21 protein-coding genes are annotated in these 20,958 nt (G+C 44.9%); 7 read left to right on the top strand and 14 right to left on the bottom strand.

Going from position 1 to position 20,958, the window contains the following annotated elements; all coding sequences use genetic code 11:
• The first annotated feature begins 3 nt into the window (after nucleotides 1–3).
• Nucleotides 4–495: a TRAP transporter small permease subunit gene (locus tag THEIN_RS02760; protein WP_013907175.1), complete on the top strand. Its 492-nt coding sequence runs from the start codon at nucleotides 4–6 to the stop codon at nucleotides 493–495.
• Nucleotides 492–1,829: a TRAP transporter large permease gene (locus THEIN_RS02765; protein ID WP_013907176.1), complete on the top strand. Its 1,338-nt coding sequence runs from the start codon at nucleotides 492–494 to the stop codon at nucleotides 1,827–1,829. Before THEIN_RS02760 ends, THEIN_RS02765 begins: the two co-directional genes overlap by 4 nt.
• Nucleotides 1,830–1,905: 76 nt before the next feature.
• Here THEIN_RS02765 and THEIN_RS02770 read toward each other — a convergent pair whose 3' ends face one another.
• From THEIN_RS02770 to THEIN_RS02800, 7 genes are all read right to left on the bottom strand, one after another.
• Nucleotides 1,906–2,256 carry an Mth938-like domain-containing protein gene (locus THEIN_RS02770; RefSeq protein WP_013907177.1) on the bottom strand — a complete coding sequence of 117 codons (351 nt, stop codon included), beginning with the start codon at nucleotides 2,254–2,256 and terminating at the stop codon, nucleotides 1,906–1,908.
• Nucleotides 2,256–3,356, bottom strand: coding sequence for a peptide chain release factor 1 (prfA, locus tag THEIN_RS02775; RefSeq protein WP_013907178.1), 1,101 nt, complete (start codon nucleotides 3,354–3,356; stop codon nucleotides 2,256–2,258). Before prfA ends, THEIN_RS02770 begins: the two co-directional genes overlap by 1 nt.
• A 3-nt stretch (nucleotides 3,357–3,359) precedes the next feature.
• On the bottom strand, nucleotides 3,360–3,590 hold the full coding sequence (rpmE, locus tag THEIN_RS02780; protein WP_013907179.1) for a 50S ribosomal protein L31: 231 nt from the start codon (nucleotides 3,588–3,590) through the stop codon (nucleotides 3,360–3,362).
• 69 nt (nucleotides 3,591–3,659) lie between these two features.
• Nucleotides 3,660–4,943, bottom strand: a complete 1,284-nt coding sequence (rho, locus tag THEIN_RS02785; RefSeq protein ID WP_041434929.1) for a transcription termination factor Rho — start codon at nucleotides 4,941–4,943, stop codon at nucleotides 3,660–3,662.
• 272 nt (nucleotides 4,944–5,215) lie between these two features.
• Entirely contained in the window at nucleotides 5,216–6,121 is a 906-nt protein-coding gene (locus tag THEIN_RS02790; RefSeq protein WP_013907181.1) for a dihydroorotate dehydrogenase, read from the bottom strand.
• A gap of 27 nt (nucleotides 6,122–6,148) precedes the next feature.
• Nucleotides 6,149–6,808, bottom strand: coding sequence for a fructose-6-phosphate aldolase (fsa, locus tag THEIN_RS02795; protein ID WP_013907182.1), 660 nt, complete (start codon nucleotides 6,806–6,808; stop codon nucleotides 6,149–6,151).
• 10 nt (nucleotides 6,809–6,818) lie between these two features.
• A complete protein-coding gene (locus THEIN_RS02800) occupies nucleotides 6,819–8,024 on the bottom strand; it encodes an argininosuccinate synthase (protein ID WP_013907183.1) in 1,206 nt (401 codons plus the stop codon).
• A 96-nt stretch (nucleotides 8,025–8,120) separates the two neighbouring features.
• Between THEIN_RS02800 and THEIN_RS02805 the strand changes: the two genes are divergently transcribed.
• The 4 genes from THEIN_RS02805 to THEIN_RS02825 all read left to right on the top strand — a co-directional run bounded on the left by THEIN_RS02805 (nucleotide 8,121) and on the right by THEIN_RS02825 (nucleotide 12,782).
• Complete coding sequence (locus THEIN_RS02805; RefSeq protein WP_013907184.1) at nucleotides 8,121–9,104, top strand: polyprenyl synthetase family protein; 984 nt, start codon at nucleotides 8,121–8,123, stop codon at nucleotides 9,102–9,104.
• A gap of 11 nt (nucleotides 9,105–9,115) precedes the next feature.
• The gene (locus THEIN_RS02810) at nucleotides 9,116–10,285 is read left to right on the top strand and encodes an ABC transporter substrate-binding protein (protein ID WP_013907185.1); all 1,170 of its coding nucleotides are present in this window, start codon (nucleotides 9,116–9,118) and stop codon (nucleotides 10,283–10,285) included.
• Complete coding sequence (locus THEIN_RS02815) at nucleotides 10,264–10,914, top strand: HAD family hydrolase (protein WP_013907186.1); 651 nt, start codon at nucleotides 10,264–10,266, stop codon at nucleotides 10,912–10,914. The genes THEIN_RS02810 and THEIN_RS02815 overlap by 22 nt, the downstream gene beginning before the upstream one ends.
• Before the next feature lie 497 nt (nucleotides 10,915–11,411).
• A complete protein-coding gene (locus THEIN_RS02825; RefSeq protein WP_013907188.1) occupies nucleotides 11,412–12,782 on the top strand; it encodes a sensor histidine kinase in 1,371 nt (456 codons plus the stop codon).
• Here the strand turns inward: THEIN_RS02825 and THEIN_RS02830 are convergent.
• Both THEIN_RS02830 and THEIN_RS02835 read right to left on the bottom strand, forming a co-directional pair.
• Complete coding sequence (locus tag THEIN_RS02830) at nucleotides 12,748–13,872, bottom strand: M20/M25/M40 family metallo-hydrolase (RefSeq protein ID WP_013907189.1); 1,125 nt, start codon at nucleotides 13,870–13,872, stop codon at nucleotides 12,748–12,750. The two genes, THEIN_RS02825 and THEIN_RS02830, sit on opposite strands and share 35 nt — an antisense overlap.
• Nucleotides 13,873–13,874: 2 nt before the next feature.
• Nucleotides 13,875–14,153 (bottom strand): acylphosphatase, encoded by a 279-nt coding sequence (locus THEIN_RS02835; RefSeq protein ID WP_013907190.1) that lies wholly within the window; start codon nucleotides 14,151–14,153, stop codon nucleotides 13,875–13,877.
• A 156-nt stretch (nucleotides 14,154–14,309) separates the two neighbouring features.
• Between THEIN_RS02835 and THEIN_RS02840 the strand changes: the two genes are divergently transcribed.
• Nucleotides 14,310–15,710: a flagellar assembly protein A gene (locus THEIN_RS02840; protein WP_013907191.1), complete on the top strand. Its 1,401-nt coding sequence runs from the start codon at nucleotides 14,310–14,312 to the stop codon at nucleotides 15,708–15,710.
• Here THEIN_RS02840 and THEIN_RS02845 read toward each other — a convergent pair.
• The 5 genes from THEIN_RS02845 to THEIN_RS02865 all read right to left on the bottom strand — a co-directional run bounded on the left by THEIN_RS02845 (nucleotide 15,694) and on the right by THEIN_RS02865 (nucleotide 20,411).
• Nucleotides 15,694–16,008 carry a DUF190 domain-containing protein gene (locus THEIN_RS02845; RefSeq protein ID WP_013907192.1) on the bottom strand — a complete coding sequence of 105 codons (315 nt, stop codon included), beginning with the start codon at nucleotides 16,006–16,008 and terminating at the stop codon, nucleotides 15,694–15,696. The genes THEIN_RS02840 and THEIN_RS02845 overlap by 17 nt on opposite strands.
• Nucleotides 16,009–16,015: 7 nt before the next feature.
• A complete protein-coding gene (gene crcB / locus THEIN_RS02850; protein ID WP_013907193.1) occupies nucleotides 16,016–16,393 on the bottom strand; it encodes a fluoride efflux transporter CrcB in 378 nt (125 codons plus the stop codon).
• Nucleotides 16,390–17,874, bottom strand: coding sequence for an ArnT family glycosyltransferase (locus THEIN_RS02855; protein WP_013907194.1), 1,485 nt, complete (start codon nucleotides 17,872–17,874; stop codon nucleotides 16,390–16,392). The genes crcB and THEIN_RS02855 overlap by 4 nt, the downstream gene beginning before the upstream one ends.
• Nucleotides 17,871–18,467 carry a phosphatase PAP2 family protein gene (locus THEIN_RS11500; RefSeq protein ID WP_013907195.1) on the bottom strand — a complete coding sequence of 199 codons (597 nt, stop codon included), beginning with the start codon at nucleotides 18,465–18,467 and terminating at the stop codon, nucleotides 17,871–17,873. The genes THEIN_RS02855 and THEIN_RS11500 overlap by 4 nt, the downstream gene beginning before the upstream one ends.
• Nucleotides 18,468–19,163: 696 nt before the next feature.
• Nucleotides 19,164–20,411, bottom strand: coding sequence for a hypothetical protein (locus THEIN_RS02865; RefSeq protein ID WP_013907196.1), 1,248 nt, complete (start codon nucleotides 20,409–20,411; stop codon nucleotides 19,164–19,166).
• Between the last annotated feature and the right edge of the window lie 547 nt (nucleotides 20,412–20,958).

Raw genomic sequence — 20,958 nt, forward strand, 5'->3', positions numbered from 1 at the left:
ACTATGAAGAAGTTAACAAAAATAATAGAAGCGGCATCAAATTTTGGTGCCGCTTTGTCTTCTTTATTTTTTCTTTTAATAACATTATTTATTCTTGTTGAAGTCTTTCTTAGAGCTGTTTTTAATACTTCCACTTTAGTTTGTGATGAATTTAGTGCTTACATGTTTGTCTGGCTAGTAATGTTAGGACTTTCCTATACGTTTAAAGAAAACGCTCATATCAGAATTAATATCTTACTCTTTAGATTAAACAGAAAATTTCGATGGATACTTGAAAACATATCTCTTTTTTTGGCCTTTATAGTTCTTTTATTCATTTTTTATCATTCCTTACTCATGGTTTTAGAAAGTTATCATCTTGATATGAGAGCTGATACCATTGCTGAAACTCCTCTATTTATTCCTCAAATAGCTTTACCAGTTGGCTTTTTGACTTTTGCTCTTCAAGTTTTGGCAAAACTTCTCCAAAATATTTCTAAAGGAATACCCCGATGATATCTGATCCCTTAATGTTAGCTATAGTTGTTTTTGGGATTATGTTTTTTCTACTTCTATCCGGCCTTTGGATAGGTTTTTCTTTATTTTTATCTGCTATATGCGGCATGCTTTTATATAAATTTAATCTACCTCCTACTATATCTATATGGGAAAAGATAGGAGGATTAATTGCTAATTCTGTTTGGAATAGTCTAAACTCTTGGTCATTGACTGCCTTACCTCTTTTTATATTAATGGGAGAAATCCTTTATAGAACAGCTATATCCACCAGGCTATTAAATGGTCTTTTGCCTTGGTTAACTAAAATCCCAGGAAAACTTTTACATATAAACGTAGTAGCCTGCTCTTTATTTGCAGCTGTATCAGGCTCAAGCGCTGCCACTACCGCTACAGTAGGGAAAATAACTTTATCCGAACTTTCCAAAAGAGGATATGATAAAAACTTAGCTATAGGGTCTCTGGCTGGTGCAGGCACATTAGGTTTTTTAATTCCGCCTAGCTTAATCATGATAGTTTATGGAGTTCTTTCTGATACTTCTATAGGCAAACTTTTTGTAGCAGGTATTATTCCTGGCCTCATTTTAGCTAGTATGTATTCAGGCTATATTATGTTAGTTGCTCTTATAAAACCTGACGTAACGCCAAAAACAGAAGAAGAATATACTCTTAAAGAAAAAATTATACGCTTAAAAGATATAATTCCGGTTTTATTTTTGATATTTATAATTCTTGGTGGAATTTATTTAGGCTATACTACGCCTACAGAAGCGGCGGCCATAGGTGTTGCTGGTTCTTATTTATTAGCTTTAATTTATAGAAATTTAAACTGGCAAAATTTTAAGGAGTCTCTTTTTAGTGCCGTAAAAACTACTTGTATGATTTGTTTCATCATAATGGCTGCTGCTTTTCTCTCTCAAGTGGTCGTGTTTATTGGAATAGCCCAAGCCTTAACTGAATATATAGTCTCTCTTCATCTTTCTCCTCATATACTTATTTTAGTTCTTGGCCTTATGTATCTTTTCTTAGGAATGATTTTAGATGGCATTTCTATAGTAGTAATGACCTTGCCTATTGTTCTACCAATAGTAGTAGCTTCTGGTTTTGACCCACTATGGTTTGGTATATTTTTAGTAATAATGGTAGAGTTATCTCAAATAACACCGCCAGTAGGATTTAGCCTATTCGTTATTCAGGGAATTTCAGGTGAAGATATATACACTATACTAAAAGCCACTTTTCCTTTCTTTTTAATAATGATTACCATGGTGGTTATTCTTGTTCTTTTCCCAGATATAGTCTTTTATCTACCTTCCAAAATGATTCAGAAATAATTTAATAAAAGAGAAAAATAGCAGTTTTAAACAAAGTTAACTTTTTATGAGTACGGAATTAAACGGGACCTGACAGTTAACAGGTTAAATGGAAGGCACCAGCTACTTTTTCACCCTGGGCTATTAGTTCGTTAAATCTTTTGACGGCCTCAGCCGTTTTATAGGCCTCAAGTTTTATGCCACGTTCAGAACAGGCTTGTTTAACAGACGGGTCAACCTTCATAACCCCGTAAGCCCCGGTGCCAACAATCAAAGTTTTACAACCTGACTCAAGAATATCAGCAATGTCTTCCGGATAAAGACGGTGGCCTTCTTTGCGCCACCAGTTAGGTTTTACTACGCCGTCAATTATTTTTACATCGCTGTTATAGGCCTTACCCTGAATAACGATATTGCCAAAACGATAGTCCTCTATAAAAGCCTTCATCAGGCGGCCTCTTCTACCTGCTCGTGTTCTTTTAAGGCCTCGGTCTGATAGTAAGTAATGAGGCTGTCAATAATGTCATCAAGGTCGCCGTCAAGCACCTGTTCAAGCTTATAAAGGGTTAAACCAATACGGTGATCGGTAATGCGGTTTTGCGGGAAGTTATAGGTTCTTATACGTTCACTGCGGTCACCGCTGCCTACCTGGCTACGGCGTTCAGCCCGGATTTTTTCTTCCTGTTCGCGTAGCTTTATTTCATAGAGGCGGGTACGCAAAATTTGCATGGCCTTAGCGCGGTTCTGGTGCTGAGAACGCTCGTTAGCGCAATAAACAACAATTCCCGTAGGGATATGGGTAATGCGTACGGCACTTTCGGTTTTATTAACGTGCTGGCCACCAGCACCACTAGCACGCATGGTGTCAATCTTTAAATCCTCAGGGCGGATTTCTACGTCAACTTCTTCAGCCTCAGGGAGCACCGCCACCGTAACGGCAGAGGTATGAATACGACCGCCGCTTTCAGTCTCCGGAATACGCTGCACCCGGTGGACTCCGCTTTCGTATTTCAGGCGGCTATAAGCACCCTTCCCTTTTATCATGGCGATAATTTCCTTGAAGCCACCAAGCCCAGTTGGATTCACGTCAAGAATTTCTACTTCCCAGCCTTTGCGTTCGGCATAGCGGCTATACATACGGAAAAGATCCGCAGCAAAAAGAGCCGCCTCTTCGCCACCAGTACCTGCCCTTATCTCAAGCATAATATTCTTTTCGTCGTTTGGGTCTTTGGGAACCAGAAGGAGCATGAGACGCTTCTCCAGAGCCTCCCGCTCAGCCTCAAGCTCTTTTAACTCCTCACGTGCCAGCTTGGCTATTTCTTCGTCAGCGTCTTCCAAAAGTTCTTTATTGTCAGCTATGTCTTTAAGGACTTTCTTGTAGCGACGGTAAGTTTCTACAATTTCAGAAAGGTCTGAATGTTCTCTGGCAATCTGGGTATATTTATCCCTATCGTTTACCACCGCTGGATCTCCCAGCTGAGCGGTAAGCTCTTCAAAGCGCTTTTCAACTTCGTCTAATTTCTTGAGATAATGGGCCGCAAAACTCATAGCTTACTTGTTTTCTTTTTCCATTTTTTTATAAAAATCAGCGTATTTTTTCTTAAATTTTTCTACGCGACCAGAAGTGTCAAGTATGCGCTGCTCACCCGTGTAAAACGGATGACATTTGGAACATACCTCCACTTTAATTTCTGGAACAGTAGCGCCTACGATAATTTCATTGCCACAAGCGCAGCGCACCACCGCCTTCGGATAATACTCAGGATGAATTCCCTTTTTCATTTTCTAAAACCTCCTAAGCTTTTAACTTTAATATTTAAATTTAAATAATTTATAGCGTCCTTAGCAAGCTTAACGGTTCATGGCCGCTAAGAACTCTGCATTGTTTTTGGTATCTTTCATCTTGTCAAGTAAAAATTCCATACAATCAACCGGATTAAGGGGAGAAAGTAGCTTCCTAAGAATCCATACCCGGTTAAGCACCTCTTGCGGCACGAGGAGTTCTTCCTTACGCGTACCGCTTTTATGGATATCAATGGCCGGCCAGATACGGCGATCAGCCAGTTTACGGTCCAGGTGAATCTCCATATTACCTGTACCTTTGAATTCTTCAAAAATTACCTCGTCCATACGGCTACCGGTATCTACCAGGCAAGTGGCAATGATAGTCAGGCTTCCGCCCTCTTCTATGTTTCGGGCTGCCCCGAAAAACCTCTTCGGCTTGTGAAGGGCGTTAGCATCAATACCACCGGAAAGAAGCTTACCACTTGAAGGCACCACGGTGTTATAAGCCCGGGCAAGCCTCGTCAAACTATCAAGCAAGATAACCACGTCACGGCCGTGTTCTACTAAGCGCTTGGCCTTTTCTACGACCATTTCCGCTACCTGAGTGTGACGCTGGGGTGGCTCGTCAAAGGTGGAGCTTACTACCTCAGCATTGGGCACACTTCTTTCCATATCCGTCACTTCTTCAGGGCGTTCGTCAATAAGAAGGATAATGAGATAAACTTCAGGATGGTTACGCACAATACCGTTAGCGATATTCTGGAGGAGCATGGTTTTCCCCGTACGCGGTGGCGCCACAATAAGCCCGCGCTGGCCCTTACCAATGGGAACGAAAAGGTCAATTATTCTCGTAGAAAAGTTGTCAGGGTCGGTTTCCAGGCGCAGCCATTCGTTAGGATAAATAGGTGTTAAGTTATCAAAAGGAATTTTGTAACGGGCCTTTTCAGGATCTTCAAAGTTTATTTTTTCAACCTTGAGTAACGCAAAATAGCGTTCACCTTCTTTAGGCGGCCTGATAAGACCAAAAATGGTATCTCCGGTACGCAAATTGAAACGCCTTATCTGAGAAGGAGAAACGTAAATATCATCAGGCCCGGGGAGATAGCTATAATCAGGAAAGCGCAAGAAACCAAAACCCTCTGGGAGGACCTCAAGGACACCCTCTCCGCGGACTTCACCACCAAGCTCTAGATGGGCCTGAATAATAGCGTAAATTATCTCCTGCTTGCGCATGGAAAGTGGGCCCTGAAGGCCATATTGTTGAGCCAGCTCTTGCAATTCAGCAAGAGACTTTTTACGCAACTCTGTTAGACTAAGCGGCGGAGGAACTTCCTTTTTTTCTTCAGGCATTTCTTCTGGGTTTTCTGGCTGTTCTTCTGGAGTAGCTTCCTGAGAATCCTTTTCTTCGACAATTTCTGCTTCTTTTAAAGTTTCTTGTGTTTCTGGCATTGCTAACCACCTCTATTAATTTTTGAAATTTTGATGCCTGCCCAAAAGGAAGGCTCAACTGGAGAGCAAAGAATAAACTTTTTGGCAGGCAATTAAAGTGTAAAAACCTTATTTACCAATGTCAATCCCTTTATTCTCCCAGAAGCACAAATGCATAAGAAATTATTGACCGATCAATACTTGAGCGCAGCCAATAAATTACCGAGATTGGTCTCGCCCAGCTTTTTAAGCTCTTCTTCTATTTCGGTAAGGATTTTGGCCGGATTTTGAGGGTCAAGGAGGGTGGCGGTGCCCACCTGTACGGCCGCAGCCCCGCAGAGGATATACTCCAGCACGTCTTTTCCTGAAGTTATACCCCCACAGCCAAAGATAGGTGCTTTTAATTCACGATAAAGGTCATAAACCAGCTTGAGGGTAAGGGGTTTTATAGCCGGGCCGGAAAGGCCGCCTGTTCCCCGGCCAAGGGCCAGACGGCGACTTGCAAGATCAACTGCCAGCGCCGGATAGGTATTAGCCACGGTCAGGGCATCAGCCCCGGATTCAAGAGCAACACGGGCCACATCCAGAACAGGGCCCACCGGAGGCAATTTCACCACTAAAAAGCCTGAATAGATTTTTCCTATCTCTTCTACCAGGGTTTTAACAGTGGCCGGGTCGTGGCCAAAGGCAAGCCCGCCTTTGGCCACGTTAGGACAGGAGATATTTAACTCAAGCCCGGTAATAGGTTCGTCTTTTAAGGCCTCAGCTACCCCTAGAAATTCGTCTATCGTTTCGCCGAAAATATTTACCAACAGGTGAGTTTTAAATGCCAGCAATTGAGGCAGAATATGCTTTTTAAATACCTCTACTCCGGGGTTTTCAAGGCCGATAGCGTTTATCAAACCACACGGCGTTTCCGCAAGCCTTGGCGGAGGGTTCCCTTCTCTTGGCTTAAGAGAAATTCCTTTGGAGACCAGGCCACCCAGAGTCGAAAGGTCAAGATAACTTTTGAGCTTCTCCCCAAAGCCCCAGGTACCCGAAGCCAAAAGCACCGGATTTTTAAAGGTAACCCCCGCTACTTTTACGCTTAAATCAAGCATAGTTTTAGTCGTAAGGTAGCCTCACAGCTAAATGCTTATACCGGCCTTTTGAGCATCTTCTAGGAAGCGCTCAAGACCTTTATCCGTCAAAGGATGGCGGTACATCTGTTTGATAACCTTAAACGGGATAGTGGCAATATCTACGCCCAGAGCAGCGCAGCGGCGCACATGGTCCACGTGCCTGATGCTCGCGGCGATAATCTCGGTCTCAAAACCATAGAAGTTATAAATATCAACTATTTCTTCCACCACCTGCATGCCGTCGTAAGAGATGTCATCAATGCGGCCGATAAAAAGAGATACATAAGTAGCGCCTACTTTGGCGGCGAGAAGGGCCTGAAGGGGTGAAAAAACAAGGGTTACGTTGGTTTTCACCTTGGCCCCTTCGCGGTGCATCTCCGAAATAGCCCTCAAGCCCTCTTCAATGCAGGGGATTTTTACCACTACGTTCGGACCAAGTTTCGCCAGCTCTTTGGCCTCTTTCTTAATGCCTTCGCAATCAGTGGCTATCACCTCTACGGAAACCGGCTTGTCAGGCACTTCTTTTAAAATTTCAAGGATGGCCTCTTTCCAGGGTTTACCGGTTTTAGAAACCAGCGTGGGATTCGTAGTTACCCCATCAAGTATCCCCATTTCTTTTACGGCTTTAATTTCTTCAAGCACCGCTGTATCCACAAATATTTTCATACTAACCTCCCTAAATTAGTTTTTTCTCAATCATGGCCTTGACTTTGAGGCGAAGGCCCTGAAGCTTGATAAAGCCTTCGGCGTCTTTTTGGTTGTAAAGGGTGTCAGCCTCAAAAGTGGCCAGTTCCTGTAAGTAAAGAGATTTAGGGCTTTTGCGCCCAACTACCATAACATTTCCTTTGTAAAGTTTTAAGCGCACGGTACCGGTGACGTTTTTCTGGCTCTCGTTAATGAAGGCTACAAGGGCCTGCATTTCGGGAGCGTACCAGAAGCCATAGTAAATCATCTCGGCAAAACGCGGCATGAGGCTGTCTCTTAAATGCATGACTTCACGGTCCATAGTGAGATGCTCTAGAGCCCGATGCGCCACGTGAAGCACCGTGCCCCCGGGGGTTTCATAGACACCGCGGCTTTTTATGCCTACAAAGCGGTTTTCCACCATGTCCACCCGGCCGATACCGTGAGCCCCGGCAATTTTGTTAAGTTTTTCTAAAAGAGCTGCTGGCGTTAGTTCTTCGCCGTTTATGGCCCTGGGCTCTCCTTCTTCAAAGTAAATTTCAAGATACTCTGGCTCGTCTTTGGCCTTCTCCGGGGAGACGGTCATCTGAAACATGTCATCAGGCGGCTCCTGCCAAGGATCTTCAAGGATGCCGCCCTCGTAGCTGGTGTGAAAGAGATTGGCGTCAATGGAATAAGGCTTTTCTTTGGTAACCGGCACCGGGATGCCGTGTTTTTCAGCAAAGGCTATGAGGTCTTCGCGACCATTGAATTCCCACTCGCGCCAGGGAGCTATGATTTTTAAATCCGGGGCCAGCGCCATGTAAGTGAGTTCAAAGCGCACCTGGTCATTCCCTTTGCCGGTGGCTCCGTGGGCTACAGCGTCAGCACCCACTTCCTTCGCGATCTTTACCTGCTCTTTGGCAATCAAAGGCCTGGCCAAAGATGTGCCGAGAAGATACCCTCCTTCGTAAACGGCATTGGCCTTAAGGGCCGGGAAAACGAAGTCTTTAACGAATTCTTCACGCAAATCACGAATGATGACCTCTTCAGCTCCGGTAGCCAGGCCCTTTTCTTTTACGGCTTCCCAGTCTTCCTCCTGGCCGATATTGGCACAATACGCCACCACCGGACAACCGTAAGTCTCTTTAAGCCACTTAAGGATTATAGAAGTATCAAGCCCGCCTGAATAAGCCAGGACAATTTTTTTAGGTCTCATTATTGGCCTCCTCGTGTTTCTGCCTGAAATATAGACTAACTTAAAGTTTATTTCAGCAAAAATTTCTGCTAAAGTGACCCAAAAAATGGAGGCCCTATGAGGACGAAACAGGAAATTATTGCCGCTATCGCGCCTGACCTGGAAAAAATAGAAGAGACTCTCTCGCAAAACTTCGCCTCTTACGTGCCTTTTATAAACGAAGTCAGCCGCCATATTTTGTTCGCCGGAGGCAAGAGGCTAAGGCCCCTTCTCATGGTGCTTTCAGCCCGCCTTTGCGGTGAGCCAACAAGCGCCAAGACCTACCGCCTCTCAGTGCTTTTTGAATACCTGCATGCCGCTACCCTTCTTCACGACGACGTGGTTGACGGCGCCAAATTCCGCCGCGGCCGCAAGGCCGCCCATCATCTCTGGGGTAATCAGGCGGTTATTCTGGTGGGAGACTTCTTGTATTCCAGGGCCATTCGCATCGCCGTAGAAGAAGGTAATATGGACGTGCTTGACGTCATCTCGCAGACCACCACCCTGATGAGTGAGGGTGAGGTCCTCCAGCTAATTAACCTTGATAACGTAGAGCTCACGGAAGAAAAATATTTTGACGTGATTTTCCGGAAAACAGCGGCCCTTATGGCTGCGGCCTGTGAAGTAGGGGCCATTTACGCCCGAGGGAATAGCTGGGAGCGCCCGGCCCTTAAAGCCTTTGGTACTTACCTCGGTTACGCCTTTCAGATAACCGATGACTTGCTTGACTACCTTGGTGTAAAAGACGAAACCGGAAAAGACATCGGCACGGACTTTAAAGAAGGCAAGGTCACTTTACCTTACATCATCGCCATGGAACGCGCCGAGCCTACCGACCGCGAAGAACTCATCGCCCTCATAAAAGAAAAAGAAGCGGCTACTCCTGAAAATTTCAAGCGCGCCTGTGAGTTAATGAAAAAATATGACGCCTTTTCAGCCACTCACGATAGGGCTAAAGAATACGTAGAAAAAGCCTGCCAAGAGCTCGCTAAGTTTGAACCTTCTCCGGCGAGAGATCTATTAATAGACATTGCCCAATACGTCTTAACCCGAAAACATTAGAGGAGGTAGAGATGAAAAAGCTTTTGTTGGCTATTTTAGTGTTGGCTTTGGGGTTTAGTGCACCTCTTCAGGCCGCGGAAAAAGAACCTATAAAAATTGGGGCGCTTTTTGCCCTTTCAGGCCCGGCGGCCTTTATCGGCACGCCTACCAAGCTGGTGGCGGAAATGGCAGTGGCGGAAATCAACAAACAGGGAGGCATAAACGGGCGGCCTATAAAACTCATCATGGCTGACACCGAAGGAGACCCTACCAAGGCCGTCATGGCGGTAAAACGCCTTATTGAGGTAGAAAAGGTAGTGGCCCTGATTGGCCCCACGCGCACCGGCACCGGCATGGCTATAAAACCCATTGTAGAAAGGGCCCGTGTGCCCATTGTTATGACGGTGGGTGGAGACCCGGTCATTATGGAAGGCGGCCGCTTCGGTACCGCACGTTTTATTTTTAAGGCCCCCCAGCGTTCCTCTACCGCTGTTAAAAAAATCTATATCTATCTCAAAGAAAAGGGGTTAAAGCGGGTGGCCATTCTTACGGCCTCTGACGGCTTCGGGCAAGATGGCCGTCGCTGGCTAAAGAAACTGGCTCCAGAGTTTGGTTTGACTATCGTAGGGGAAGAAAGTTTTAACCCCACGGATACCGACATGAGCGGCCAGCTAAGGCGCCTAATGGCCAAAAATCCCCAGGTGATCATCTGCTGGACCATTGGCCCCGCTGGCGCCAACGTGGCCAAAGACGTGAAGCGCCTGGGAATCAAAGTGCCTCTTTTCCAGTGCCACGGCTTGCCTGACCCTAAATACATTGAGTTAGCCGGGCCAGCCGCTGAAGGCAACCTTATGCCTTCAACCAAACTTATGGCCTGGGAGCAACTTCCTGATTCCGACCCCCAAAAACCCGTTATCGCCCGCTTTGTTTATCTTTACAAGGAAGTCTATAAGCTTGATAAGAAATTCCCCATTAACACCCACTCAGGCTACGCCTGGGACGCGGTAAATCTTTTAGTTTTGGCCATGAAAAAAGCCGGCCCTGACCGTGAAGGTATCCGTGACGCCCTTGAAAAGATTAACGGTTACGTTGGAGTTTCGGGTATTTATCGCCTAAGCCCCAAGGATCACTGTGGCCTTGACGTTGACTCCATGATTATCGTGAAGATTGAGAACGGGAAATGGAAGCTAGAGGCGTATTAAAACTCCTGGTTTTTGACTGTGACGGCGTCCTTTTTGATTCGCGGGAGGCGAACCGGGCCTATTACAACGCCATCTGTGAGGCCATGGGGCGCCCTCCCCTCTCTGAAGAAGAGCTTGAAGTCGTCCATATGCAAACCGCGGAAAACTCAGTGCGCTATCTCTTCAGAAACCAGCCCGAGTTGATAGATAAGGCCCTTGAGTTTCAAAAAAGCCTGAATTACGAAAAATTTATTCATTTAATGAAACCAGAGCCCGGCCTTGAAGAACTGGTAAAAAGCATCCGCCCGCCGGTTAAAACCGCTATTTCCACGAATAGAACCACCACCATGGGGCGCCTGTTGGAAATTTTTAATTACGAGCCGTTTTTTGACCTAGTGGTAACTGCCTTGGTGTCTCCCAAGCCTAAACCACACCCTGAGGCCCTAAAAATGATACTTGATCATTTCAGGGTAACGCCCAAAGAGGTGCTTTATGTGGGAGATACCGAAGTAGATTATAAATTGACTAAAGCTTTGAATGTGCCTTTAGTGGCCTTTAAGAATCCAAACTTAGAGGCCGATTTCCATGTAAAGAGCTTTTACGAATTACAAAACTTAATAAAAGAAACATTCTTATTACGGGGAGTATAAAACAGATGACAATTTCGGAATCCCTGCGCGCGAAGCAAAGCAGTCCCTGTCGCGAAGCGACTCAGTCGCCGTGGCGATCTCTAAGACTCCGATGCCCACGTTCGGGACCGAGATTACTTCGTCGGCACTTCGTGCCTCCTCGTAATGACCCTGAGGGATCACTTCGTCGCGCATTCGCGCTCCTCGTAATGACCCGGTTGGGCCACTTCTTTGGTACTTTGTACCTCCTCGTGAGATTGCTTCGGCTGCTAACGCAGCCTCGCAATGACCTAAAAAAAATAACGCAGCAGCCTCGCAATGACACCCTTACTTGTCACTGCGAAGACCTTTTAGGGAGATCCCTTCGCTACGCTCGGGACAGGCAAAGCAGTCTCCGTAATATTACCAGTGGCCAGCAGCCATTGGCCATCCACCATGTAGTCACTGCGAGCACTTACTATATTTGTCACTGCGAGCGAAGCGAAGCAGTCTCAAACTTTAAAAATTAGGTCATTTTTATGTTTAAAAGGCTAATTATTGCTTACTTCTTTCTATTTCTTTTCATAAGCATTTACTTTGCTTATACTTCCATTACCTTTACCTCAGAAATACTTGATGATCTAGCAACTAAAAATGCCAAACGGCTTGTCTATATTGTTTTAGATCAAAATAAAGAAATAAATGACCAAGCTATATTGAGTCTCAAAAGAATCGTTGGTGGTGAAATTTTCATATACAGTAAGGCTGGAGATTTGTTATTATCTTCTATAAAAAAAGAAGCTATCCCTCAAGCATTAAAAAAACTTACTAAAGAAGAACTTGAAACCTTAAAAGCAGGACCAATAGTAAAAAAAATAACTCTCAACAATCAGAAATACCGTTTTATTCTCTTTGAAGCCAAGTTGACTAAAGACATCTCAGCTTATTTTGGCATACTTTTACCCACCACTACTGAAGAACAGATTAAAGCAAATCTCATATTTGGCTTAATTTATACTTCTTTTGCTGGACTAGTGTTTATGTTGGTGGTGAGCTGGCTACTTAGCCGCTCTATAACTCAACCTTTGGAAGAACTAGCAGAAGAGACCAGACAGATTGGCCGCGGAAAGTGGAAAAAGATTCCGGAAAAGGGGCCTGCTGAAGTAAAAAGCCTCGCCCGAGCCCTTAATCAGATGTCCCAGGAGATTAAAGAATACCAGCAGCGCCTGCTAGAGGCAGAAAGGCTTTCTACCACGGCTCAGTTGGCGGCAAGCATTGCCCACGAAATTAAAAATCCCTTAACCAGCCTGAAACTGGCCTCAGAAATTCTTTGTGAATTCGCCAAAAATAACCCTACTCTTTCTAAAAGGGCTCAGATGGTTCTTTCAGAGACGGCTAGGCTTGAAAAGATTTTACAGAACATGCTGGCCAAAACCAAGAAAATTCAGGTGGTGCGTGAGGTAGTTGATGTCAACGCCCTGGTAAAAGAAGTAACCCGGATGGCGGAAAACCAATTCAAGGCTCGAAAACAAAAATTTACAGTAGAACTAGCCGAACAACCCATAAAAATTTCGGCAGACCCAGAAAAGATAAAGCAAGTCTTATGGAACATTCTGAATAACGCCTGGGAAGCCACCCCTGAAGAGGGTGAAATAAAAGTTCGCACGGAACTAACGGAAAAAGGTGCAGAAATTATCGTGGAAGATTCTGGCCCGGGTATCCCCGAAGATAGAGTAAAAGACCTGTTTCGTCCTTTTTATTCAACCAAACCTGGAGGTACCGGCCTGGGATTAGCGGTTAGTCGCCAGATAGTACTTTTCCACGGCGGAGAACTAATCCTTGAAAACCGTGAGGAAGGCGGGGCCAGGGTGCGCGTTATCCTCCCACCTCTTTCAGAATCTCGAGACTAAGACGAGCCGCCAATAAAAATTCGTCAAAAGGTAGACATTCCTCGGTGGTGTGGACCTTTTTCATCCCGGTGCCCAGGATGACACAGGGAAAACCTTTGTCGTTAAAAATGTTGGCGTCAGAGCCACCCCCGGTGGTAGAAATACGAAGCTTTTGCCCTAAATTGTTAGCCGCTTTAAGGGCTGTTTTTATGACCGGGTGTTTTTCGCTGACATACATAAGGGGATAATCTTTCACTTTGTCGTAATGAATTTTTGGCAAATCTTTTTCCTGTCTGGGATAGACCTTAACCGCCTCCTCAAAGCTTGAAATGATATGCTGCCACTGGGCCTTAAGTGTTTCCCGATTATGGCTCCTTACCTCACCTTCAACAACTACCTCTGCAGGGACAATATTGGTGGCCTTCCCACCCTTAATAGTGCCGATGTTGGCGGTAGTCTCTTCATCTATACGGCCAAGGGTAATGCCCGCAATGGCCTCTGAGGCAATTTTTATGGCGTTAATACCAGCCTCAGGGTTAATACCGGCGTGGGCGGCCTTACCTAGAACTTTGATGGTAAATCTTATGGCCTCCGGTGCTTTGTTAATCAGTTCTAATGGATCTACGCTATCCAGGGCATAACCAAAGGGTGCTGAAAGTAGGCTATAGTCAAGGTGTTTGGCCCCTAAAAGGCCTATTTCCTCGCAGGTGGTAAAAACAAATTCAACGGGAAAGGAAAGCTTGTTTTCTTTTATCACGTGGGCTAACTCTAGAAAAATGGCGATAGCGCTTTTATCATCAGCACCACAGATGGTGCGGCCATCGCTTTTAAAAACCCCGTTAGTAAAGATGATCTTGGGAGAATCCGTAGGTTCAACGGTGTCCATGTGCGCGGCTAAAAAGACTCTGGCCCTGGACGAAGGGCTAAGCTTAACTACGAGATTTCCTACCTCGGAGCCTGTACGAGGAGCCGAGTCATCAAAAAGGCACTGGGCTCCTAAGGCCTCAAACTTTTCTTGTAGATATCGGGCGATAGCCCCTTCGCGGCGCGAAGGGCTTTCTATGTGGGCCAGCTCCAGAAAAAATTGCTTAAGCCTTTCTTCGTTAATCATGGCTAGTACCTTATCTCAAACTTATCAAACTCGCCAGTGTAGGGTTCCTCTATAACTTCGACTTTTTCTACCCGAGACATAGGTGAACCCTTGTGGCACCACTTTATCATGGCCTCTACGGCCTCCTCATCGCCTTCAAAAACCGCCTCCACCCGGCCGTCGGGGAGATTGCGCACCCAGCCTTTAAGGCCGAGCTTTTCAGCTTCTTCTTTGGTGTAAGCCCTGAACCACACCCCCTGGACTAACCCCGAAATATAGACATGAGCACGCTTTTTGGCCATGGCCTACCTCCTTCGTAGTAGCTTAAGGAGAGTTTACTTCAAGTTCAGCCATTTAAAAAGTTTTGCCTGTCCCTTACCATAAACGCGTAAGAGGACTTCGCTCCCAATATCAAGTCCTTATTTGCGAAATTCCTAAAAGATGCCGAATAATTAAATATGAGCATCCATTCTGATTTCCCCAAAGAAGGACTACCTGTCCTAAACGGAGACTTTTTGCTCTATTTGAGCCAGGATCACCAGTGTGTCTATCTGGAGGCTGTTGTTCCCAAAAGGGACATAAGCCCTGAAGAACACCAAGAACTGGTAAAATTACTCAAAGAAAAAGGCGTAGTGTATGGCCTTCTTCACGAACCAGTGTGGGAAGGAGAAAGATTGATCCTTGCCAGAGGGAAGCTTCCCGAACACGGAGAAGATGCCTCTCTGGAATGGCTAGTAGAATTTGAAAAAGAAACTAAAGAAGACGAAGAGCAAATAGATTATCGTGAACAAAAGGGCATTTTTTGCGTAAGAAAGGGCCAGGAAATAGCCGTTAAAACACCTCCTACTTCTGGTACCCCAGGGGTTACAGTTTTCGGAAAAGAAATCCCCGCCAAAACCGGTAGAGACCTTACCATTAAAACTAACGAAAATGTAGGCTTTGACCCTAAAAGCCAGACATATTTTGCCAAAACCAGCGGAGTCATAAAGGTCTTCGGCCAACACCTAGAAATCCATCCCGAGCTATATATCCATGGCGATGTTGACTGGGATGTAGGAAATATTCGCTTCTACGGAGAAAAATTAATTATTTCAGGAGACGTAAAACGGGGCTTTAAAGTTTTAGTAGAAGGAGACTTAGAAATTCTCGGTAACGTAGAAGATGAAACCAGCATAGAAGTTTATGGAAATCTTTTAATCGAAGGGTTGGTTATAGGAGAAAAGGTTAAAGTTTTTTGCGCTGGCCAGGCCCGAATAGGCGCGGTTGAATATTCAACCCTTGAAATAAAAAAAGACCTGGTGGTAACCGATTATCTCCTTGGTAGTAAAGTAAAAGTTGGGGGGGATATTTTTGTTACCGAAGGCATTGGAAGCATTGTGGGTGGTGAGATTTGTGCACGAGGAAATATTACCGCCGCTATCCTGGGAAGCCGAGCAAATATAGAAACAATTATCCACGCTGGATACGAAGAAGAGCTTGATCAAAAAATAAAAGAAGTTCGAGAGAAGCTGGCTAAAATAGAAAGCAACAAGGCCTTTCTAAGAGAAGCCCTCAAAAAAGGTATTAACTTACTCAAACTTAAAAAACTTACTCGTGAACAAATAAAAGAATTAGAGAAAATAAAGCTCTCTTTTGAAAACCTATTATTACTTGAAGAAAGTTATCGGGAAGAGTTAAAAAAACTCTTTGAAAAAGTGTTGCTATTTGAAAAACAAGCCGAGGTAAAAGCCCTTGAACAGGTTTTTGGCGGCGTGAAAGTGATTATTGGAAAAGAAGTTTTGAAAGTTACTAAAAACCTCAAGGCCTGTAAGTTCAGGCTTAAAAGTGGGAAAATAGCTGTTTTTAAGGTCGATGGATAACTTTTATGTCAGTAACGGTGATAAGGCCTTTGTGAACAATCTTTTGAAGCTCGGGCAAAAGGGTTTCAATAACCTCTTCTTTTTCAATAACTTCAATTTTTAAAGGAAGGCCAGTACTAGCGCGCAGGATACTCACCGTGTGGACAATTTTATCATGCCCCCAGCCCAATACCCCTTTAAAAACCGTAGCGCCTTCTATTCCTTTTTCCGTCAAAAAGGCCAAAACTTCTTTATACAAGAGGCCCTTTTCACCTTTTTCGTCTTCATCAATGTAAATTGAAAGCAATTTGTAATTCATAATCTTATTAAATCAAAAAGGTTCTGGCTGCCCAAATGCCAAGCCTTACTCCAATTAAACCTAAACTTAAACTTATGGCCACATTTAAAAAAGCAAGAAAAAACTGCCCACCTTCAAGTAAAGAATTGGTTTCATAAGCAAAGGTAGAAAAAGTAGTAAAAGCACCAAGAAACCCTATAGCCAAAAACATGCGCATTTCAGGAGAGACTAAAAGAGCCTCACTGGCAAGTGTCATTAAAAAGCCCAACAAAAATGACCCAAGGGCATTTACCACTAAAGTTCCCAAAGGAAAGCGAGTGGAAAAATGTAAGGCCAGGCCGGATACCCAATACCTGGCTATAGCTCCAAAAAAACCACCTGCACCTACTAACAAATATGACTTCATCTTTTATCCAGGTAAGGACACATTTTTAAATTGTATCCTTTAAAAATAACAGATTGTCGTTTTTTGCCAAATATATTTTTTTTATATTGGCCGAGAAAAACTAATTTTTCAAAACAGGAAGCGTACCTTTTAGCCTCAGACCGTGAAGAAAGAACCAAAATAGCATCTTCACCAAGCCTTTTGTGAAGGCCATCCCACAGATCGTACTGACTTTTTACATATCCTTGCCAGAAGGTATAGGTGTGAGGCCTATCAGGTAGGTAAAACGCAAGCTCAGAGGCAAAATCCCTTCGCAAGGTAATAACCAGTTCCTGGTTTTTTCTTTCTTTCTGGACCCAGCTAGCAAAGTCACGCCAGTCAGTAAATTTATAAAGGAGCCTTTGAAGCTTTGGTGGAAATATTTCTGGGGTGCGGGCCAATTGATATGTAGCCATCATTACCAGCATTCCGAGAATTATGCCCGCGAAGAATAAGCCCCGCACCAAGCGCTTTTGGCTCTCACCCCAGGACCCACGCAAAACCAAAGCAGAAAGCATCACAAAGCCCGCGGCGTAAAAAGGATACGGCCAGTTGGCATTTACCTTTCTTAAAAGCGAAAGGGGCAAAACCAGTGCCAGAGGTAAAGCGGAGAACACAAAGAGAAATAAAAGCTTTTCATTATTTCGCAATTTTTCTTTTGATAAAAACAGGGCAAAGACAAAAAGCATAAGCCCGAAAATTATAGGGGTAATAACGCCGGCTTGTTCTCCAAGAAAGATAAGAGGCCCCAAAAAGTTGAGCCATTCTTCTTCAAAGTGGTGAGAAGTGTGTTTGAAAGTAATCCAGCCGTGTTTGGCATTCCAGAGTAGATTGGGAAGAATCATCAAAAAGACTATTAAGGCCACCAGATAGGATTTAGGGCTTTTTAAAAGGGAGCGTTTCTCACGGCTCAAAGCCAGCCAGACAAAAAAGAACACCAGAAAGGCTATCATGGTTTGTTTGGTGAGTAATCCCAGCCCTATCACTATGCCTAGGAAGAAAAAGTCTTTAAACTTTTGGCTTTCAGCTGCTTGCCAGGCCAGACAAAGGGCCAGGGCCCAGAAGGCGAAAAGAGGCGGATCGATGGTCATTACAAAACTATAGACAGCTGCAAGCGGGCTTGCCGCTGCCGCCACCATGGCCCAAAAGCCGACTTTCTCGTCAAAGAGGAGTTTGCCCAGGTAAAAAACAAAGGCAAGATAAGCCGTATGAAAAAGGGCCGCTGGCACACGGATACCGTATTCACTTACACCCAAAACATGGGTAAAAACGTGAATAATCCAGGCTATCATCGGGGGCTTGCTGTAATAACCCCAGGCAAGATGCCGTGACCAATCCCAGTAATAGGCCTCATCTGGAGAGAGATTAAGCCCTATTAGCTGGATAAAAGAAATACGCCCAGCCAGAAGCACCAGTAAAATAAGACCTGCCGGACTAAAGAGTGAATTAAAAAAAGTTTTCATTCTCGCAAAACACGTAGCACAGGTATTTTTCCTGCTGTTCCGAAGAGATAGCCTATAAGGAAACCAATGGCAACATCAAAGGGATAATGAACACCCAGATATATTCGGGAATAGGCCACTGCCAGGGCAAAAAGCCAGAAAAGCAAGGATATTCTGGGGAAAAGAGCGGCAAAAATAGTAGCGGCACAGGCCACGTTAGCCGCATGACACGATGGCAGTGAATAACTCTTTGACGCACCTCTCGGCTCTTTGGTTAAATGCCACTTTTTTTGGCCGTAGTCATAAACATAGACATTAGAATGCACTGCCAAAGGCCTCTGACGCTGAAAGTGAGGTTTTAACACCTGACCGCAGGTAAAGTCCGTGCCTAAAACCGCTAGCCAGGTGAGAAGGGCAGCCAAAAGCCCTCGCCAGCGGAATTGGCAGACAAGGATGGCCCCGAAAAACAGGAAAAAGGCGTAAATAAGCTTTTCCAGACTTATGTAAGGCATTAAAACGTCAAGGACTGGATGACGCTGGTGATTCAGCCAGAAAAATAGGTCTTTATCAAGGTTAGCTAAAAGCTTGAGTATATTCAAATGAGGAGCAGCCATAGAGGAGCATTATAATTTTTAGTACGATTTTTATAAGAGGAATTTTATTAAAAATTTTTGATTATTTGACTAGACTTTGAGAATGACGCAAAATAGAGAGGCTTTTGCAAAGTCAGCAAACATAGATTGAGATCGCCATGACGAGGCTCTCGCCCGGTGAGATTGCTTCGCTTCACTCGCAATGACTCTCTCCACTGCGAGGAGACCCGTTTAGGGAGATCCCTTCGCTGCGCTCAGGACAGGCGAGGCAGTCTCTAGGATATTACCAGCAGCCATCGGCTAACAGCCATCCACCTTTCAGTCACGGCGAGACCTTTCCCCTATCACTGCAAAGAGCCAGCCCTATCCTGTCACTGCTAGGAGCCAGCCCTATCCTGTCACTGCTAGGAGCCAACCCTATCCTGTCACTGCTAGGAGCCAACCCTATCCTGTCACTGCTAGGAGCCAGCCCTATCCTGTCACTGCTAGGAGCCAGCCCCTATGTCGTTACGGGGAGGAGGAGCCGCTCCCCCTTCTGTCACTGCGAGGAGCCGCAGGCGACGAAGCAGTCCCTTTCACCATCGGCCATCTACCATCAGCCAATTACCAATTTGTCACTGCGAGCCCGTAGGGCGAAGCAGTCTCTTAAAAACATCTTCGGCACAAAATAAAAAAGGGGAGCCGAAGCTCCCCTTTTTACCAGCTATTTAGCAGCATTTAGAACTTGAACTTGAAACCAGAACCAATGTAGTAAACATCATCAGCATTCTTAGCAAGAGCGTCACCTACTACGATGTAGGCAGCTTCCACGAAGAAAGTGGTGTTCTGGTTATAGGCGTATTTGTAGGTACCGTTAAGTTCAAGACCGAGATCTTTATCACCAGCAGCATTGTCTTTAGCGAGGTTGTGCCAGATAACAGCGCCTTTTAAAGAGCTCTTATCATCAATTTTGTAAGCGCTGTCAAGCATAAGACCGAAATAACCATACTGGCCATAGCTAGCTCCATCAATGAAAGCACCGAGGTAGCCGTTGGCAAAAAGGATACCAGGAGCCATATTCTTAGATTTCTCAGCATCCTCAAAGGTCTTATTTTTATCGACATTAGGATCATCATCACCACTGGAGTAGATAACGCTACCGGCAAGCTTGAGCTGCTCGTTTACCTGAAAACCAGCGGTGAAATCCATATACCAGGCGCTGCGGTCAACATTAGCATTCTCTTTACCACCAAGATAAATGATATCCCAGGCGAGCTCTACCGGATCAACCATGGTGTTACCGGTAAAACCAAAGTAGTACTTGGTATTGTCAGAGCCATAAGGATCTTCGTAAGCAAAGAAGCCACCAAGGGTGGTGGTGTCATCTACTTTGTAGTCAAGCTTAATAAAGGCCAAGTGATCGTCGTCATTGGAGAAACCATTGGTATTTTTGAGCTCAGTTTCATTATAGTCGCTATTATTCCAGACATAACCGAGCAACAAGCTGTAAGCATCGGTTTTGTAGTCGTAAGTGATACCAGCAGCATTGTCATCATAAACGGCACCGTTGATGGAAACCGGCTGAAGCCCCATAGCCACGGCACCAGGAGCACCAAAAGGCTCAAGGCTGAACACTCCGTAAGCCAAGCGGGTTTCAACGTTCACGCCGTCACCCTCAAAACCAAAACCTACACCTTTACCCACGGAACCAGAATCACCCCAGACAGCACCGCCGATTTCAGCGCCATAGACGAACTTGGCCATACCATCGTCACTGGTGACAGTCATAGTAGGACGAACCCTGGTGGCACCAAAAATGTCACCTTCTTTGTTGGCGTCAGAGTAATCGCCAGAGTCAATACCAGTGATGTTGTTACTGGCACCTACCAGGTTGAGCATGCTGCCGCTGAACTTGATGTCCACGGCATACGCCCCACTAGCCATTAACAAAAACGCCACCAAAACCATCAAAAACTTCTTACCCATGTCTACCTCCTCCTTTATTTTTCTAATTTTTTAATAAATCTAACGTCCTGCTTCATAGATACATTTCTTTATAGGCCAAGAGCCATCTGTTTGTCAACCATATTTTGTTTAATTTTTGAGACAAATATTACCATCGCTTGGCTTAACACTCCACGACAATTATTGACATTTCTACGCTTTAACGCAAGCCCTAATCAGATCAATTTTACTGATTTATCTGTTAAGATTGTTTAATTAATTTGAGACTTTTGCAAAATATTTATTAGAGACTGCTTCGCCCATACGGGCTCGCAGTGACAGTGTGGTCGATAGCCGATGGTAAATGGCTGATGGCACAAGGAGCGGCGCCAGCAGCCGAAGCAATCCTTGTCCCGAGGCGCCGATGGCACCGTAGTGATCTATCCATGTTATTTGAATTTTGCAAAGGTCTCAATTTGATACAGCAACAAATTGTAGTAATGGAGTCATTAAACAGGCGACAAAATACCTGGTCATTGCGAGCGGAGCGAAGCAATCTCTGTCCCGAGGAGACTTAGTCGCCGTGGTG

Source organism: Thermodesulfatator indicus DSM 15286 (assembly GCF_000217795.1).
GTDB classification, from domain to species: Bacteria; Desulfobacterota; Thermodesulfobacteria; order Thermodesulfobacteriales; family Thermodesulfatatoraceae; genus Thermodesulfatator; species Thermodesulfatator indicus.